Raw genomic sequence first — 15454 nt, forward strand, 5'->3', positions numbered from 1 at the left:
TCCGAAGCCCTGGCTGCTAAGGCATTGGTCAATACAGATGGCGTTGCTGCAGCCGCTTGCACATAAACACGTTGATTGGATTGCACTACTTTTACGGCTTCTTCGGCAGTTACATATTTTGTCATGGAGTTTTTTTTGCAAAATTACGACAATCCAAGCATGAATGACAGTTAAATTTAAGAGAAAAGAGGTATAAAATCGTTTCATTTTCCACTAATATAGTTGTTGAAAACTTTAGTATATTTGAACTTCCAAAAACCCAGTTCTTTTTTAAAAGGGGGTCTAAAATTCGGTCGTTTATGAAAAAATTTGCCTTTATTCTTTTTGCGTTGCTTTCCACTTTTTATGTGTTTAGTCAAGAGGAAAAGTACGCAATTGGTTTTGAACAATTCAAGAATCACTACAATTCAAATGATTTTCAAGCCATTTTTGACCTTTTTTCAGAGGATATGCAAAACGCTTTGCCACTTGCAAATGCTTTACAGTTTTTTGGTGGAATTGAGCAACAAGCGGGTAAAATTACTTCCTATGAATTTCAAGAAATGAAGTATGGAAATGCGGCTTCTTACAAAACTACTTTTGAAAAGGCGGTTTTTGAAATTCAAATTTCCATTGATTCCAAGACTAAAATTTCAGGCCTTTTGGTAAAACCTTTTGTAGCTACTTCGAAATCGCTTTTGGTCAACGAATTGTCTACTTTTCCTCAAGACATTGCAACGATTATTTTTAAAAACGCCAAAAATTTCCCTAAGAATACGCAACTTTCCATTGCGGTAATCGACAACGGAACGGCAACGTATTACGGCGTTCAAATTGAAAACAACAAGTTGATTTCAGTAGAAAATAAAGATAAAATTTTTGAAATTGGTTCGCTGACCAAAGTCTTTACGGCAACGGTTTTGGCACAATTGGTTACGGAAGGTAAAATTAGATTGACCGACAAAATCAATCCGTTGTACCCTTTTTTATTCAAAAATAACGCGTCGCTTTCATTTGAGAACTTGGCCAATCACACGTCGGGATTGCCGCGATTGCCTACCAATTTAGAAGTTTCTGACGCTGAAAATCCCTACAAAAATTATGGTGCTAAGGAAATCGACACCTACTTGGCCAACCAAATGACTTTGGCAACAGCCGAAAACAAAGCGTATGAATATTCCAATTTAGGAGCGGGTTTGTTAGGGCATTCGTTGGGACTTTCGCAGCAAACTTCTTTCGACCAACTTTTGTCTAAAATCATTTTTAAACCCTATAAAATGAACCGTTCGTTCACCAGTTCTAAAAATATGGAAAGTCAGCTGGTAAAAGGTTTGGACGCTGATGGCGAAGTGGTTTCCAACTGGGATTTTGACGTTTTGTTGGGTGGCGGCGGCATTTTATCGACGGTTTCTGATTTGGTGCTTTTTGCAAATGCACAGTTTGACCCTAACAATAAAGCACTGTCACGCACACAATCGCCAACTTTTATCATTAATAATTCGATGAAAATTGGGTTGGGTTGGCACCTTTTAAAATCAAAAAAAGGGAATGATGTAATTTGGCACAACGGCGCCACGGCAGGTTATTCTTCGTCAATGGTTTTGGATGTCAAAAACAAAAACGGAATTGTAATTCTTTCGAATGTTTCTGGTTTGTCGTCACAAAACGCGCTAATTGATCAGTTGGCTTTTGCTTTATTACAAACTGTGGAGTAGAAGTTCGCCCACTTTTTTGGGCGTGCCCCTTAGTTTTTGTCCATCCGAAAAAGGGAGGGACAAAAACTAAGGCGGCGGGCTGCACATTCCCGCTTCCCGATGAAAAATCGGGAGAGCTCCTCCCGAAAGTTATGGGCAATACCTCACTCGGGATTCTTCACTCTGAAACTTTGGTTTTAAAAAGAAACGAGGAGACTTTGAGGACTGATTTTTTTTAATCTTCGTGCAGTATTTCGCTCCAAAAATGCGGTTGCATCTTAAAAAAAATCAATTTTATCGTACAAATTACCGCTGTATTTATAATTTTTTATACTTACATTTGGAAAGCACTGGTACGAAACCAATAACGAATCCCTATAATCCACGATATGAGATCAATCATTTTTCTGTTTTTAATAGCAGTGACCAACTTGCAAGCTCAAGATAATTTTTCCCTCAACGTAGGAGAAATAAAAGAAAAAACGTACCTCACCACGTTTGATTTTGTAAACCTCAAAGGAAAAATAATTATTGATGTCAAGATCAATAATAAAATCCAAAAATTTATTTTGGATACGGGAGCGCCTACATCCGTTAGCGAAAACTTGCTAGCAGAATCGGGTTATAAACAAATTACCAGTTTACCTGTGCATGACGCCAATGGTAAAGATGGCGCAATTGATGTTGTTCTATTACCTCAATTTTCAATCAATAATATCACTTTTGTAAACACGTATGCATTAAAACTAACAGATATGTCGCTGTTTGAATGTTTTGGCGTAGAAGGAATTATTGGCAGTAATTCGCTCCGGAATTCAGTGGTTGAGTTTGATTTTAAAAACAATAAAATCACCCTCACAAATCAGATCAAAAATTTGGAGTATGCTAAGGTAAAAGCCAGTAAGCTTCATTTCTACGACAGTCAAAGTAGCCCTATTTTAGACCTTAAAATGAAATTGGGACATTTGACTTTTAATGAGCAAGTGATGTTCGATTCGGGTGACGACTCTTTTTACAGTCTTTCCAACCGGAATTTGACCAAACTCCTTGAAATGATTGAAAAGAAGCAATTTCCAACAGAGCTGCAAAATACCGAAACTTCTGATTTGTTGGGTATCATTGCAAGTTCCAACGGCAGTTTTTCGCTTAGTTTGAATGGAAACGCCAATCAAGATGACTACTTCAAATTTAAGATTCAAGAGTTTGTTTTTGGAACTACTCGTTTTGATAATGTTATTGCCACAACAACTTTTGGAAATAACTCAAGAGTTGGTGCTGAAATTTTGAATCACGGCAAATTAACACTGGATTACAAAAGAAAGAAATACTATTTTCAGCCGTATGAAAATTCGACTACAATTGATGTCAAGCACCAATTCGAATCTTTTTTTCCCACTTATGAAAATGATAAATTTATTGTAGGCATCATTTGGGACGAAAAAATAAAAGACAAAGTAAAAGTGGGCGATGAGATTTTAAAAATGAATGAATTTGACTTTAGTACCTTGTCCAAATGCGAGATATTTATATCGGATTTCAGCAATTTGAAAAAAGCAAGTACACTCAAACTTACTTTGAAAGACATTGAAACAAATGAAATAAAAGAAATTGTTTTGCAGAATTAATACCAATTGCAATTTTAAAACGGCCTCATCCATTTTGAAATTTTTAGCCAACGAATTCGGGAAATAATGCCGATAGACACTATATGGAGTAGTCCCGAAGCTTCGGGAGTATCTGGACTCTTACGTAATGCTAATCGGTAAAAGTTAAAAAAAGCCACAAACTTTGAAAATTAAATTTCCAGAAACGCCAAGTTTTCCTTTTTTTTAATGGATATTTGGCATCTAAAAGACTCTATTTTCCTAAGCAAAACAACAATCGCCGTCTCCAAAATGCATCCGAACATCCGTAAAATCGGTTTTGTTGAAGCTTTTTGAAATAATGGATTGTTTGATTTTTTTGGTTTTGTATAAAAATACAGATGACGATTGAAATGCTTTACAAATTCCCTCGTCGTAGCAAATGATTTCACGGGTATTTTGAACCATAGCTTGCAATTGAACAATAGTTGCCATTTCAGATGCATACTGTGTTGCGTCGTAATAAGTGAATAGCACTTTGGTAACATAATTCCTTTTTTGCAAAACCAAAAAACCAATACACGTATTTTGTTTTATAATTTTCAAATAATAATACTCAAAAGAATGGTCGTACATCGAAAATTCGTATCGCTCTTTTGCGGTAAAACCCAACAAAGGTGCGGTTTGAACCCAATTATAGGCTTTTAGCCATTCAAAAAATGACGCTTCTTTGTTCGATAGATCATTTCCATTGAATTTATGGATAAATGATAACGTTTCATCATCAATAGCATTAAGGTATTCCATTCGGATGCCTTTTATTTTTTGTTTAATAAATGGTTTTTGGATAACCAATTTCAGATTAACAAACACATTTATAAAATGATCCACTGGATTTAGAAGTGTTTTAAACTTGGATGTTTTCGGATAAATTGCCGGAATTACAAACGATAAGTTGCTTCTCAAAACGGCTTTCAAACCAACATTTTCCTTAAGCGACGTAAAATAACCCGACTTGTCGTAAACCCTTTTTGCACTCGGTGTAAACTGCGAAATCCCGATTTTTCCGTCCAACTCAGCATGCATCGCATTCAAAATTTCACGACCAATACCGCTTCCTTTTGTTTTCGGATGGACCCACCACGTCGATAGCCAACCGATTTTTTCGGAACGACCGTCAATCTGGATGTAGTCGATAAAAACACCCATATAACCCAGAAGTTCATCATTCAAATACGCCAAAAGCAAAACAATATCCTCGTCTTTTAAATCGGGATTTTTAGAATGGGCCAACAAGCGGTGTTTGCTGATGGATAAAAACGAATGGTTCCAAAACCCGGAATCGGCAAATAACGCTGGGATGTCTTTTTTATATATTTTCTTGAGTGCTGTCATTTTCTGGTGAGGTTATATTTTCCAATACACTTATTGAAATACTTGTACAAGTTTTCGGTAACTATTTGTTTTTCAGTATTTTTATTTGGATTTTCTAAGGTAAAACGCTGAATAATTCGTGTGTCGATGTCTTTTTTCATACCCGAATTGCCAAATAATATTAAATTTGGATCGTATTCAAAAAGTTCCTGAATCAATTTCTTAGATATGTTCTTGTCGGTAAAAGGAAATGCAAAAAACGAATAATCAACATTAAAATGTTCCTTAAGCCAATCAATCGACTCAATGATTTCCCTCTTTTGTTCCTCATGTGTCAACTGTTGCAACGGCGGATGGTTCATCGTGTGACCTCCAAAATAAAACCCCGCATCCATCATTTCCTTAATTTGTACTTTGGTAATGTAGGGTTGTTCTTGTTTCAAGTAATCCGTAATATCGATCTTTAAAAAATCCAACACATCAGCCAGTTTTCCCCGTTCTGCATAGTTGAGATTTAGGAAATTTTTTTGAAACTCTTGTACAGTTTTGTAGGTAAAACCAATTCGTTTTGCAATTTCATTCAAAACATTGGAAGGGTTGTTTATTTGATCTAAATGATTGATAATAATACTAATTGAATGTTTGTACAAAATCACATTATTATCTACAAAGCTGGGATTGATAAAGAAAATCGCATTGATATTTTTTGCTTTTAAAATAGGGAAAATCACGCTGTAAATTTCTTTTAAACCATCATCAAACGAGATTAAAAAACTGTTTTTTACTTTTTTTTGCGTCTGCAATGCACCGGGATGCAGGGAGCTGTAATTTTTTTTTAAAATTTCTAAATCATCTTCAAATTGTCTGCTGTTTTTAAAAGAATACAAGTTTTCGATATGCGTTGCTTTCTGATCGCTTACAAGATGATAACAAGGAAAAACAGACTGATTTCTAAAAAACTTTAAAAATTTTTTATGCGAAGTTTTGTATAAAACGTCTTTTGCTAATCCCATATACAGTCGGCTGTTATTGAAAATTACCGTCAAGGCAATTTAATTTCAGCGTAAAAATAGTTTTTTTATTCCAAATTCGTCGGTCTTTTTAAACACCATAAGCACCTTTTTATACCAACTATAAAATATATTCCTCTTTGAAAAATATGCAAACTGCGGTGTACATTGTTTAAGGAAATGGAGTGCAATTATTTTTTAAATAGGTGTAAGTAACTGTTATTTAGACAAATGTGTTTTAATTGCAACTTCAATAAAGTTAAAAAAGTAATAAAGTCATCGTAACAAAGTAGAATACCGCTACATTTGCAGAAATAAAAAACAAAGAAATGTTCAATACAGTACACCATCATCATTTTCATTCTGGCACTCAAGCGAGTTGATTTTGATATGTAGTACACTATAAATTTTAATCCTGTTTGAGTAAATCAAATGGGATTTTTTCTTTTTTACGACTTTCCTACACACGATTTACTCCAACATATATCCTTAAAAAATGAGTAAATTAAAAATTGCAATCCAAAAAAGTGGTCGTCTTAGCGAAAATTCGCTGAATTTATTAAAAGAATGTGGCATCAAATTTCCCAACGGTGGCGGAAAATTAATTACCGAAGCGACTAATTTTCCCATCGAAATTTTGTTTCTGCGAGACGACGATATTCCGCAATATGTGGAACAAAAAGTAGCCGACATCGGAATTATTGGTGAAAATGTTTTGGTAGAAACGGCCAAGCAAATTGAAACCGTTGAAAAGCTTGGATTTTCATCCTGTCGTTTGAGTTTGGCTGTGCCAAAAGAAATCCAATATACCGATTTATCGTATTTTAACGGCAAGAAAGTGGCTACATCATATCCCGTAATTCTTGAAAATTATTTCCAACAAAACAACATCCAAGCGATTATCGAATTCATTTCGGGAAGTGTGGAAATTGCCCCGGGAATCGGTCTGGCAGACGGAATTTGCGACATCGTAAGTAGCGGCAGTACCTTGCGGTCCAACGGTTTGAAAGAAGTAGAAAATGTAATGTACAGTCAAGCCGTTTTAGTAGCTTCAGAAGATTTGGATTTTGAAAAGAATCAGATTCTACAAAAATTGTTATTCCGAATTCGATCGGTACAAAAAGCAAAAGAAAACAAGTATATTTTGCTCAACGCGCCAAATGATAAGTTGGACGAAATCATCAAAATCCTTCCGGGGATGAACAGTCCCACGATTTTACCATTGGCAAAAGAAGGTTGGAGTAGCTTGCATTCGGTCATTGGCGAAGACCAGTTTTGGGACGTAATTCAAGAACTCAAAAACGCGGGAGCCGAAGGAATTTTAGTCGTTCCCATCGAAAAAATGATTGTTTAAAATTTAAAATTTTTCAAATGAAAACCTATACAAATCCACCGATAAATCAATGGGAATCACTCATCGAAAGACCTAGTTTTCCTGCTGAAAATTTAGAAGAAAAAGTCGGTCAAATTATAGCGCAAGTCCAACTAAATGGTGATGCGGCTTTACGCCAATTTTCTAAAGATTTTGACAATGTCGAACTGCTTGATTTACAAGTTTCTCAAAGTGAAATTGAGTTTGCCCAAACACAAGTTTCTGAAGAATTGAAAGAAGCGATTGGCATTGCTGCAAATAACATTCGCACTTTTCACGAAAGTCAACAAAGCACTGAAACCGAAGTCGAAACGATGCCAGGCGTTACGTGTTGGCGTCAAAATGTAGCGATAGAAAACGTGGGTTTGTACATTCCAGGAGGCACGGCTCCTTTGTTTTCCACTATTTTAATGTTGGTTGTTCCTGCTCAAATTGCCTGTTGTAAACGTATGGTTTTGTGTACGCCACCGGATAAAAACGGCAACATCAATCCGGCTATTTTATACACGGCTTCTTTTTTAGGCATTACCGAAATTTATAAAGTGGGTGGAGCTCAGGCCATTGCTGCAATGGCCTTTGGAACTGAAACAATTGCCAAAGTAAATAAAATTTTCGGGCCAGGAAATCAATATGTAACCAAAGCGAAAGAAATGGTTCAGCAAAGTGGCGTGGCCATTGATATGCCTGCCGGACCGAGTGAAGTCTTGATTATTGCTGATGAAAATTCCGACGCTGATTTTGTTGCTGCTGATTTATTGTCGCAAGCCGAACACGGAGTGGACAGTCAAGTGGTTTTGGTAACCAATTCGGCTGATTTAATTCAAAAAGTAGAAACAGCGTTGCAACAACAATTGCAACAACTTCCGCGAAAAGACTTTGCCGAAAAAGCCTTACAAAATAGTTTTTCTGTAGTTTTGAATACCGTTTATGATTGCATCGATTTTAGTAATTTGTACGCTCCCGAGCATTTGATTTTAGCGGTGCAAAACAGCATCAGTTATGTGGGCGAAATTCAAAATGCGGGTTCGGTTTTTCTGGGAAATTACAGCTGCGAAAGTGCTGGCGATTATGCCAGCGGTACCAATCACACCTTACCAACAAATGGTTTTGCTCGAAGTTACAGCGGTGTTTCTTTAGACAGTTTTGTAAAGAAAATTACGTTTCAAAAAATTACTAAAACGGGTTTGCAAAACATAGGAAAAACCATCGAAATTATGGCGGAAGCCGAACAATTATTGGCACACAAAAATGCGGTTTCCATCCGTTTAAAAAAGATTGAAGATGAACAATAAAATCCAACAATTGGTGCGAAAGAACATCTTGAATCTCGCCCCATATTCCAGTGCGAGAGATGAATACGAAGGCAACGAAGGTGTTTTCTTAGATGCGAATGAAAATCCGTTTGGGATTTATAATCGTTATCCCGACCCGCAACAAACGGTGTTGAAAACGCGTTTGGCTGCAATCAAAAAGGTAAATGAGAATCAAATTTTTCTAGGAAACGGAAGCGACGAAGTGATTGATTTGGCATTTCGAATTTTTTGCGAACCCAATAAAGACAAGGTATTGACGTTTATACCCACGTATGGAATGTACGAAGTTTCGGCTAATATTAATGCAGTAGAAGTGATACAACTTCCGTTGAATGCTGTTTTTCAAATCGATAGAAAAAGCCTCGAACCCTATTTTTTAGATGCCAATTTAAAGCTGATTTTCATTTGTTCGCCCAATAATCCATCGGGAAATTTGATTCAATCTGAAGATATCGAATTCATTTTAGATCATTTCAACGGCATTGTTATTATCGATGAAGCGTATGTTGATTTTTGTCCAGAAGCGACTTTTGCAACAAAACTAAATCAGTATCCCAATTTAATTATCAGTCAGACTTTGAGCAAGGCTTGGGGTTTGGCGGGAATCCGTTTGGGAATTGCCTTGATGAACGAGCCACTTTTGCAGTTTTACAATAAAGTAAAAGCACCGTACAACATCAGTTCGGTCAATCAGAAAATCGCTTTGGAAGCCTTGTCGAATACCACCGAATTTGAATTGAATTTGAAACAGATTTTAATCGAAAAAGCAAAAATGATTCAGGAACTGCAAACGATTAAAATTGTTAAGAAAATGTATGCTTCGGATGCCAATTTTTTATTGGTTGAAGTCGAAAATGCCAATGAAGTTTATGCCCAATTGATTGATCAAAAAATCATTATTCGGAACCGAAATACCGTTGTTCCAAACTGTGTTCGAATAACCATCGGTACTTCCGAAGAAAATAAAAAATTAGTAAACGCTTTAAAAATACTTTCCAATGGCTAAAAAAGTTTTATTCATCGACCGAGACGGCACGATCATCAAGGAACCCGAAGATTTTCAGATTGATAGTTTTGAAAAACTGGAATTTCTTCCAAATGCAATAAGCAATCTCGCAAAAATTGCCAAAGAAATGGAATTTGAGTTGGTTATGGTCAGTAACCAAGACGGCTTGGGTACCGATTCTTTTCCAGAGAATACGTTTCATCCCGTTCAAAATTTCATCCTTCAAACCTTGAAAAACGAAGGAATTACTTTTACCGATGTTTTCATCGATCGATCTTTCGAGCACGAAAACAAGGAGACGCGAAAACCACGTTTGGGCATGTTGGGAAAATACGTTTTTGGAAATTATGATCTAGAAAATTCGTACGTCATTGGCGATCGATTGACCGATATTCAAATGGCAGAAAATTTGGGTGCAAAATCTATTTTTATCAGTGCACAAAAAGAGGCGAATGCCACTTTTATCACGTTGGATTGGAATGAAATTTACCAATTTTTAAAAAAAACACCTCGAATTGGAAAAGTAACTCGAAACACATTGGAAACGAAGATTTCAGTAGAAGTCAATCTCGATGGAACGGGAAAATCAAGTATTGAAACAGGTTTGCCTTTTTTTAATCACATGCTCGAGCAAATTTCGAGGCACGGAAATCTCGATTTGAACATCCAAGTCAAAGGCGATTTGCACATTGACGAACACCACACCGTTGAAGATACGGCCATTGCTTTAGGCGACGCTTTTTTGCAAGCTTTAGGAAGTAAAAAAGCTATTGAACGCTATGGATTTTTGTTGCCAATGGACGATTGTTTGGCACAAATTGGCCTCGATTTTGGCGGTCGACCTTGGTTGGTTTGGGATGCTGATTTCAAGAGGGAAAAAGTAGGCGATGTTCCCACCGAATTGTTTTTTCATTTTTTTAAATCCTTCAGCGATCAAGCCCGTTGCAATATCAACATTAAAGCGGAAGGCGAAAACGAACACCACAAAATTGAATCCATCTTCAAAGCTTTTGCGAAAGCGTTGAAAATGGCGGTTCGAAAAACGGATAATTTCAACATTCCAAGCACTAAAGGAACTTTATGATAGCGATTTTAAAATACAACGCCGGAAATGTAACTTCGGTTCAAAATGCGGTTGAAAAATTAGGCTTTTCTACGGTAGTTACCGACGATATTGCACTTTTGAGAAATGCGGATAAAGTTATTTTTCCAGGTGTGGGCGAAGCAAGTTCGGCAATGCAGTATCTGAAAGAAAAAGGCCTGGATCAAGTTATCGTCCAATTAAAGCAACCTGTTTTAGGCATTTGTCTCGGGATGCAGTTAATGTGCGAATTTTCGGAAGAAGGCGACACGAAAGGCTTGGGGATTTTTGATGCAAAAGTGTTGCAGTTTCCTCCCACCGATTTGGTGCCGCAAATGGGTTGGAATAATTTTACTTCAGTAAAAGGCAAATTGTTCGAAAACATCCAACTCGAAGACGATTGCTATTTTGTTCACAGTTATTATGCCGAAATTTGTCCCGAGACCATTGCCGTTACCGATTATATTTTGCCTTTCAGTGCTGCTTTACAAAAAAACAATTTTTATGCAACCCAATTTCACCCGGAGAAATCGGCGAAAATTGGTTTGCAAATCTTACAAAACTTTCTGAACTTATGAGGATTATACCAGCAATTGATATTATTGACGGAAAATGCGTCCGACTTTCCAAAGGCGATTATGCCACACAAAAAACCTACAGCGAAAACCCACTGGAAATGGCGAAACAATTTGAAGATTTGGGTGTGAAATACGTGCATGTAGTAGATTTGGATGGAGCGAAAGCCAAACAGATTATCAATTACAAAACCTTGGAACTTTTGGCCACAAGGACCAATTTAATTATCGATTTTGGTGGTGGAATCAAATCGGAAAGCGATGTGAAAATCGCTTTTGATTCGGGAGTCGAACAAATTACCATCGGAAGTATTGCGGCTCAAAACCCGACGTTAATGCTCGAGTGGTTGCAGAAATTTGGTACTGAAAAAATCATTTTAGGGGCGGATTGCAAAGACCGAAAAATCGCGACAAATGGTTGGCTCGAAAGTTCTGAAGACGATGTGGTTGCTTTTATCAAGGGCTATCAAGCCAACGGAATCAGTTATAGCATCGTTACCGATATTGAAAAGGACGGCATGCTTTTGGGGCCTGCATTTGAATTGTACGGCGAAATTTTATCAGAAATAAAACCCATAAAACTCATTGCAAGTGGCGGAATTACTACGATTGACGATGTGATAAAGTTGAGTGAAATGGGGTGCGAAGGCGCGATTATTGGAAAAGCGATTTACGAAGGAACAATCAATTTAAAGGAATTAATGAAAATATCATGCTAAAAAAACGAATCATTCCGTGTCTTGACATCAAGGACAATCGAACGGTTAAGGGAATTAATTTTGAAAATATCGTTGACGCAGGCGACCCTATTGCATTGGCAAAGAGATACGTCCTTGAAGGCGCTGACGAACTGGTTTTTCTCGATATCACGGCGACTCAGGAAAAGCGAAAAACCTTGACTGAGTTGGTGCGTCAGATTGCCGCTGAAATCAATATTCCTTTTACTGTTGGTGGAGGAATCAACAGTTTGGAAGACGCAAAAGCCATAATCGACTCGGGTGCGGATAAAATCAGCGTGAATTCGGCAGCGATTTTAAATCCCAAATTGATCACTGAAATTGCTAAAACTTACGGTAATCAGTGTGTCGTGCTGGCTATTGATGCTAAATTTACAGACAACGAATGGATGGTTTTTCGCAGTGGCGGAAAAATCGCAACGGGCTTGAAAGCGGTGGATTGGGCCAAGACTGCCGAAAGGCTAGGGGCTGGCGAAATTTTGCTGACTTCCATGAACAACGACGGTACGAAAAATGGATTTGCATGCACTATTACGCAACAAATTTCAGAAGCCGTCTCTATTCCGGTAATCGCTTCTGGTGGAGCGGGAACGATGGAACATTTTGCTGCTGTTTTCCAAGAAACAAAAGCTACAGGAGCTTTAGCAGCGAGTGTTTTTCACTTCGGACAAATTCCTATTCCAGAACTTAAAAATTATTTAAAAACTAAAAATATCCCCATTCGATTATGAAACCTGATTTTACAAAAACCAATGGATTGACCCCTGTAATTATTCAAGATGCTGCTACTTTGCAAGTGTTGATGCTCGGTTACATGAACGAAGAAGCCTTCAAAAAAACCGTGGAGGAACAAAAAGTAACGTTTTTCAGTCGCAGTAAAAACCGATTGTGGACCAAAGGTGAAACCTCTGGAAATTTTTTGTACGTTAAAAATATCCACTTGGATTGCGACAGTGACACGGTGTTAATTTTTGTTTCTGCCGAAGGCCCAGCCTGTCATACCGGTGCTGTTTCATGTTTTAAAACACAAAGTGAGACGAATTTTTTATACCAGTTGGAGCAAACCATTCACAATCGTATTGACGAAAATGTAACGACTTCCTACACCAACCAATTGTACCGAGGAGGGATTAATAAAGTGGCGCAAAAAGTAGGCGAGGAGGCTGTGGAATTGGTTATTGAAGCCAAAGACGACAATGCCGATTTGTTTAAAAACGAAGCCGCCGACTTGCTGTACCACTTTTTAATTTTGCTCAAAGCGAAGAATTTTAAATTGAAAGATATTGAAGCGGTTTTGGAGGGGAGAAATTCGTAGTTTATCAGTCACGCTCATTGCTTTAAGTTTCAAGTATGTTAAATCGCCACGTTTTCAATTAGCCATAAACGGCTCTTTTCCTATTTATAAATTGTCTCGCAAAGTTTGAGAAGTTTCTTTGTGACTTTGCGAGAGCCAAAATAAAGATGTCGAATTTAATTTAAGAAATTCTTTAATTCCAATTCCTCACTAATGCCTCTTTTACCTCAAAGGATAGCCTTCTTCACCGTTTCTTTTTAATTTCAATCGGTACTCATCACAACTGTCGCATCTTCGGCTGGATTGCCAAATGAGTGTGATTTCATGAATGCCTTGGGTTCGACCCAGATTAGACAGATTCCAATCGTAGGAATAGCCGAAAGTAAATTCATTTGCTTTGAATGAAAATACGGGATTTACAGAGGTTAGGAAGTGGCTGTTGTCGCTTTTTCCTTCTGGATTTGTAGCCACAATTACCCCTAAACTAAAACGGGTAAAATCTACTATAGTTCCTAAATCAAGACGATTGTATTGACCTTGTCGCATGTAATTAGCGGTTAGAAGTAAAGTTGATTCGGGTGGAAGAATACTTCTCGGACTGTTGGCAACATCAATGTAATATCCGCCATGAACGGATAAAAACATGTCCAATGGCACGTTTCCAAATTCTCGAAAAGCCACATTGGGTCGGTTGAGGTGTTTTACTGAAAGTCCAATCCAAGCATTTTCTTGGTCAAATTCAATTCCTGCAGCCATATCAAAAAAGTTAATTTTGTTACGGTAATCGCCAATACTAGGGTCTACAGTTATCGGGTTTATTTGTCCGGTATTGATATTAATTTGGTCTTCGAGCAATAAATTATCGAAACTGTAATCTTTTCTGCCAAATCCCGTTTCGAGTCCAAACCGTACTCGCCAGTCGTAATTGATGTTGATTTTATAAGAAAATGCTGCATTTAATTTGAAATAATTCAAACTGGTAAACACTTCATTTTGGTTCATAACAGTCATTCCAACACCAACTTCGTCACTAACGATGGTATTGAGGTAGGCAAATTGAGTATCCATTTTTCGATTACCATCGGGCCATTGGCGGCGGTGTACAAATCCAGCGTTCCAGGTATTGGCAATTCCCGTATAGGCTGGGTTTAATGTTTCAGGTATTAAATAATACTGTGTAAAGATTGGGTCTTGTGCCTTCGCCTGAAAGGAACAAATTATAATAACTAGAACGATTAATATTGATTTCATCTATTGTGGCGCTTATTTAATTAATACAAAAGTTTGGTTTTCGTAAATAGTAGTGCCATAAAACGTTTCGGCAGTCACTTTACTGTAATAGTTTCCATTTTCGGCGTTGAATCCTTTGATTTTTCCATCCCAACCTTTGATTACATCAGCTTTTTCTGAGTAAATCATAGAGCCCCAACTGTCGTAGATTTCCAGTATGATATTTTTGAGGTTTTTGGTTACGGGTCTGAAATTTTCGTTGACGCTGTCGTTATTTGGTGTAAAGCCCGAAGGAATAACCAAAATATATCCTTTTTCGATTTTTAAAACAACTGTGTTTTTATATACGCAACCAAACGGATACGTCACAGTTTGAGTCACTGCGTAATCTTGCGGAACAGTGTATGTATGAATAGGGTTTAATTCGCTAGAAAAAGTGCCGTCCCCAAAATCCCAAAATATCGACTCATAATCTCCTGTGATGTTGCTTGTAAACTGTATCGCATCATTGATGGAATAAAATCCAAAAGAGGTGTAACTTGTTGAAATTGTTTCAAAAGAAGCCAATCCAATTTCAGGATTATCAACGTTAACTGTATACATTTGGCTACAGCCTAAACTGTCAAAAACGGTTAATAAAACGGTTCCGTTTGTTTCTGTGTTCATAATTTGACCGTTTGATCCACTGATCGTTCCGCTTGACCACTGGTAGGTGAAAGGAGGGAGGCCACCAGAAGCTTGTGCTATGAAATTCTGGGTCACTTTTCGAGTGGCACAGTCAAAATCGGTTTTTGTAGTGACATTAATCGCAATTGGATCAGGTCGTGTCAAACTGTATTGTCCGGAAATAGTGCAACCATTTGCATCTACAACAGTTACCGCATAATTTCCAGCTACAAGATTATTCAAATCTTCAATCGTTGATCCATTCGACCAAGAATAGGTAAACGGAGCGGTGCCGCCTGAAACGATTAAATTGATGAGGCCACTACTTGCATTGGTACAATTTGTTGGATTGGTAAGATTTGCTGCCAGAACCAAAGGCTGCGGTTGCACAATAATAAAGGTTCTAACAATTATACAAGGTTTGCTATCCGTAATTGTTGCGGTATACGTTCCAGGAGCAAGATTGTTTCTGGTAAGACCTGCTGTACTTCCGTCGTTCCAAGTTAAGGTTACCGGTGCAATGCCGCCCACTAAATTCAG

Annotated in this window: 14 protein-coding genes; 10 read left to right on the forward strand and 4 right to left on the reverse strand. The window is 37.5% G+C overall.

Annotated elements, in window-relative coordinates:
• The first annotated feature begins 299 nt into the window (after positions 1–299).
• Positions 300–1694: a serine hydrolase gene (locus ACIQ2X_RS06575; protein WP_396178129.1), complete on the forward strand. Its 1395-nt coding sequence runs from the start codon at positions 300–302 to the stop codon at positions 1692–1694.
• Between the two features lie 368 nt (positions 1695–2062).
• Positions 2063–3298, forward strand: coding sequence for a retropepsin-like aspartic protease (locus tag ACIQ2X_RS06580; RefSeq protein ID WP_396178130.1), 1236 nt, complete (start codon positions 2063–2065; stop codon positions 3296–3298).
• Between the two features lie 240 nt (positions 3299–3538).
• Here ACIQ2X_RS06580 and ACIQ2X_RS06585 read toward each other — a convergent pair whose 3' ends face one another.
• A complete protein-coding gene (locus ACIQ2X_RS06585; RefSeq protein ID WP_396178131.1) occupies positions 3539–4651 on the reverse strand; it encodes a GNAT family N-acetyltransferase in 1113 nt (370 codons plus the stop codon).
• Entirely contained in the window at positions 4648–5676 is a 1029-nt protein-coding gene (locus tag ACIQ2X_RS06590; RefSeq protein ID WP_396178132.1) for a polysaccharide deacetylase family protein, read from the reverse strand. Before ACIQ2X_RS06590 ends, ACIQ2X_RS06585 begins: the two co-directional genes overlap by 4 nt.
• Positions 5677–6136: 460 nt before the next feature.
• Here ACIQ2X_RS06590 and hisG point away from each other — a divergent pair, with 460 nt between their 5' ends.
• The 8 genes from hisG to hisIE are packed head-to-tail and all read left to right on the forward strand — an operon-like array spanning position 6137 to position 13039.
• Complete coding sequence (gene hisG, locus ACIQ2X_RS06595; RefSeq protein ID WP_396178133.1) at positions 6137–6994, forward strand: ATP phosphoribosyltransferase; 858 nt, start codon at positions 6137–6139, stop codon at positions 6992–6994.
• Positions 6995–7011: 17 nt separating this feature from the next.
• The gene (gene hisD, locus ACIQ2X_RS06600) at positions 7012–8304 is read left to right on the forward strand and encodes a histidinol dehydrogenase (protein ID WP_396178134.1); all 1293 of its coding nucleotides are present in this window, start codon (positions 7012–7014) and stop codon (positions 8302–8304) included.
• Positions 8294–9331 carry a histidinol-phosphate transaminase gene (gene hisC / locus ACIQ2X_RS06605; RefSeq protein ID WP_396178135.1) on the forward strand — a complete coding sequence of 346 codons (1038 nt, stop codon included), beginning with the start codon at positions 8294–8296 and terminating at the stop codon, positions 9329–9331. The genes hisD and hisC overlap by 11 nt, the downstream gene beginning before the upstream one ends.
• A complete protein-coding gene (hisB, locus tag ACIQ2X_RS06610; protein ID WP_396178136.1) occupies positions 9324–10415 on the forward strand; it encodes a bifunctional histidinol-phosphatase/imidazoleglycerol-phosphate dehydratase HisB in 1092 nt (363 codons plus the stop codon). Before hisC ends, hisB begins: the two co-directional genes overlap by 8 nt.
• Positions 10412–10990, forward strand: a complete 579-nt coding sequence (gene hisH / locus ACIQ2X_RS06615) for an imidazole glycerol phosphate synthase subunit HisH (RefSeq protein ID WP_396178137.1) — start codon at positions 10412–10414, stop codon at positions 10988–10990. The genes hisB and hisH overlap by 4 nt, the downstream gene beginning before the upstream one ends.
• Complete coding sequence (hisA, locus tag ACIQ2X_RS06620; RefSeq protein WP_396178138.1) at positions 10987–11706, forward strand: 1-(5-phosphoribosyl)-5-[(5-phosphoribosylamino)methylideneamino]imidazole-4-carboxamide isomerase; 720 nt, start codon at positions 10987–10989, stop codon at positions 11704–11706. Before hisH ends, hisA begins: the two co-directional genes overlap by 4 nt.
• Positions 11700–12455, forward strand: a complete 756-nt coding sequence (gene hisF / locus ACIQ2X_RS06625) for an imidazole glycerol phosphate synthase subunit HisF (RefSeq protein ID WP_396178139.1) — start codon at positions 11700–11702, stop codon at positions 12453–12455. Before hisA ends, hisF begins: the two co-directional genes overlap by 7 nt.
• Positions 12452–13039: a bifunctional phosphoribosyl-AMP cyclohydrolase/phosphoribosyl-ATP diphosphatase HisIE gene (gene hisIE, locus ACIQ2X_RS06630; protein WP_396178140.1), complete on the forward strand. Its 588-nt coding sequence runs from the start codon at positions 12452–12454 to the stop codon at positions 13037–13039. Before hisF ends, hisIE begins: the two co-directional genes overlap by 4 nt.
• A 201-nt stretch (positions 13040–13240) precedes the next feature.
• Here hisIE and ACIQ2X_RS06635 read toward each other — a convergent pair whose 3' ends face one another.
• Positions 13241–14269: a PorP/SprF family type IX secretion system membrane protein gene (locus tag ACIQ2X_RS06635; RefSeq protein ID WP_396178141.1), complete on the reverse strand. Its 1029-nt coding sequence runs from the start codon at positions 14267–14269 to the stop codon at positions 13241–13243.
• 12 nt (positions 14270–14281) lie between these two features.
• Positions 14282–15454 (reverse strand): gliding motility-associated C-terminal domain-containing protein (locus ACIQ2X_RS06640; protein WP_396178142.1); only part of this gene is annotated, 1173 nt, incomplete at its 5' end.

Source organism: Flavobacterium sp. (assembly GCF_044368625.1).
Lineage (GTDB): Bacteria > Bacteroidota > Bacteroidia > Flavobacteriales > Flavobacteriaceae > Flavobacterium.

What these genes read in the sequence shown, in the direction of transcription:
- ACIQ2X_RS06575 (WP_396178129.1), top strand. Translation starts at nt 300, where the DNA reads ATGAAAAAATTTGCCTTTATTCTTTTTGCGTTGCTTTCCACTTTTTAT.
- ACIQ2X_RS06580 (WP_396178130.1), top strand. Translation starts at nt 2,063, where the DNA reads ATGAGATCAATCATTTTTCTGTTTTTAATAGCAGTGACCAACTTGCAA.
- ACIQ2X_RS06585 (WP_396178131.1), bottom strand. Translation starts at nt 4,651, where the DNA reads ATGACAGCACTCAAGAAAATATATAAAAAAGACATCCCAGCGTTATTT.
- hisG (WP_396178133.1), top strand. Translation starts at nt 6,137, where the DNA reads ATGAGTAAATTAAAAATTGCAATCCAAAAAAGTGGTCGTCTTAGCGAA.
- hisD (WP_396178134.1), top strand. Translation starts at nt 7,012, where the DNA reads ATGAAAACCTATACAAATCCACCGATAAATCAATGGGAATCACTCATC.
- hisC (WP_396178135.1), top strand. Translation starts at nt 8,294, where the DNA reads ATGAACAATAAAATCCAACAATTGGTGCGAAAGAACATCTTGAATCTC.
- hisB (WP_396178136.1), top strand. Translation starts at nt 9,324, where the DNA reads ATGGCTAAAAAAGTTTTATTCATCGACCGAGACGGCACGATCATCAAG.
- hisH (WP_396178137.1), top strand. Translation starts at nt 10,412, where the DNA reads ATGATAGCGATTTTAAAATACAACGCCGGAAATGTAACTTCGGTTCAA.
- hisA (WP_396178138.1), top strand. Translation starts at nt 10,987, where the DNA reads ATGAGGATTATACCAGCAATTGATATTATTGACGGAAAATGCGTCCGA.
- hisF (WP_396178139.1), top strand. Translation starts at nt 11,700, where the DNA reads ATGCTAAAAAAACGAATCATTCCGTGTCTTGACATCAAGGACAATCGA.
- hisIE (WP_396178140.1), top strand. Translation starts at nt 12,452, where the DNA reads ATGAAACCTGATTTTACAAAAACCAATGGATTGACCCCTGTAATTATT.
- ACIQ2X_RS06635 (WP_396178141.1), bottom strand. Translation starts at nt 14,269, where the DNA reads ATGAAATCAATATTAATCGTTCTAGTTATTATAATTTGTTCCTTTCAG.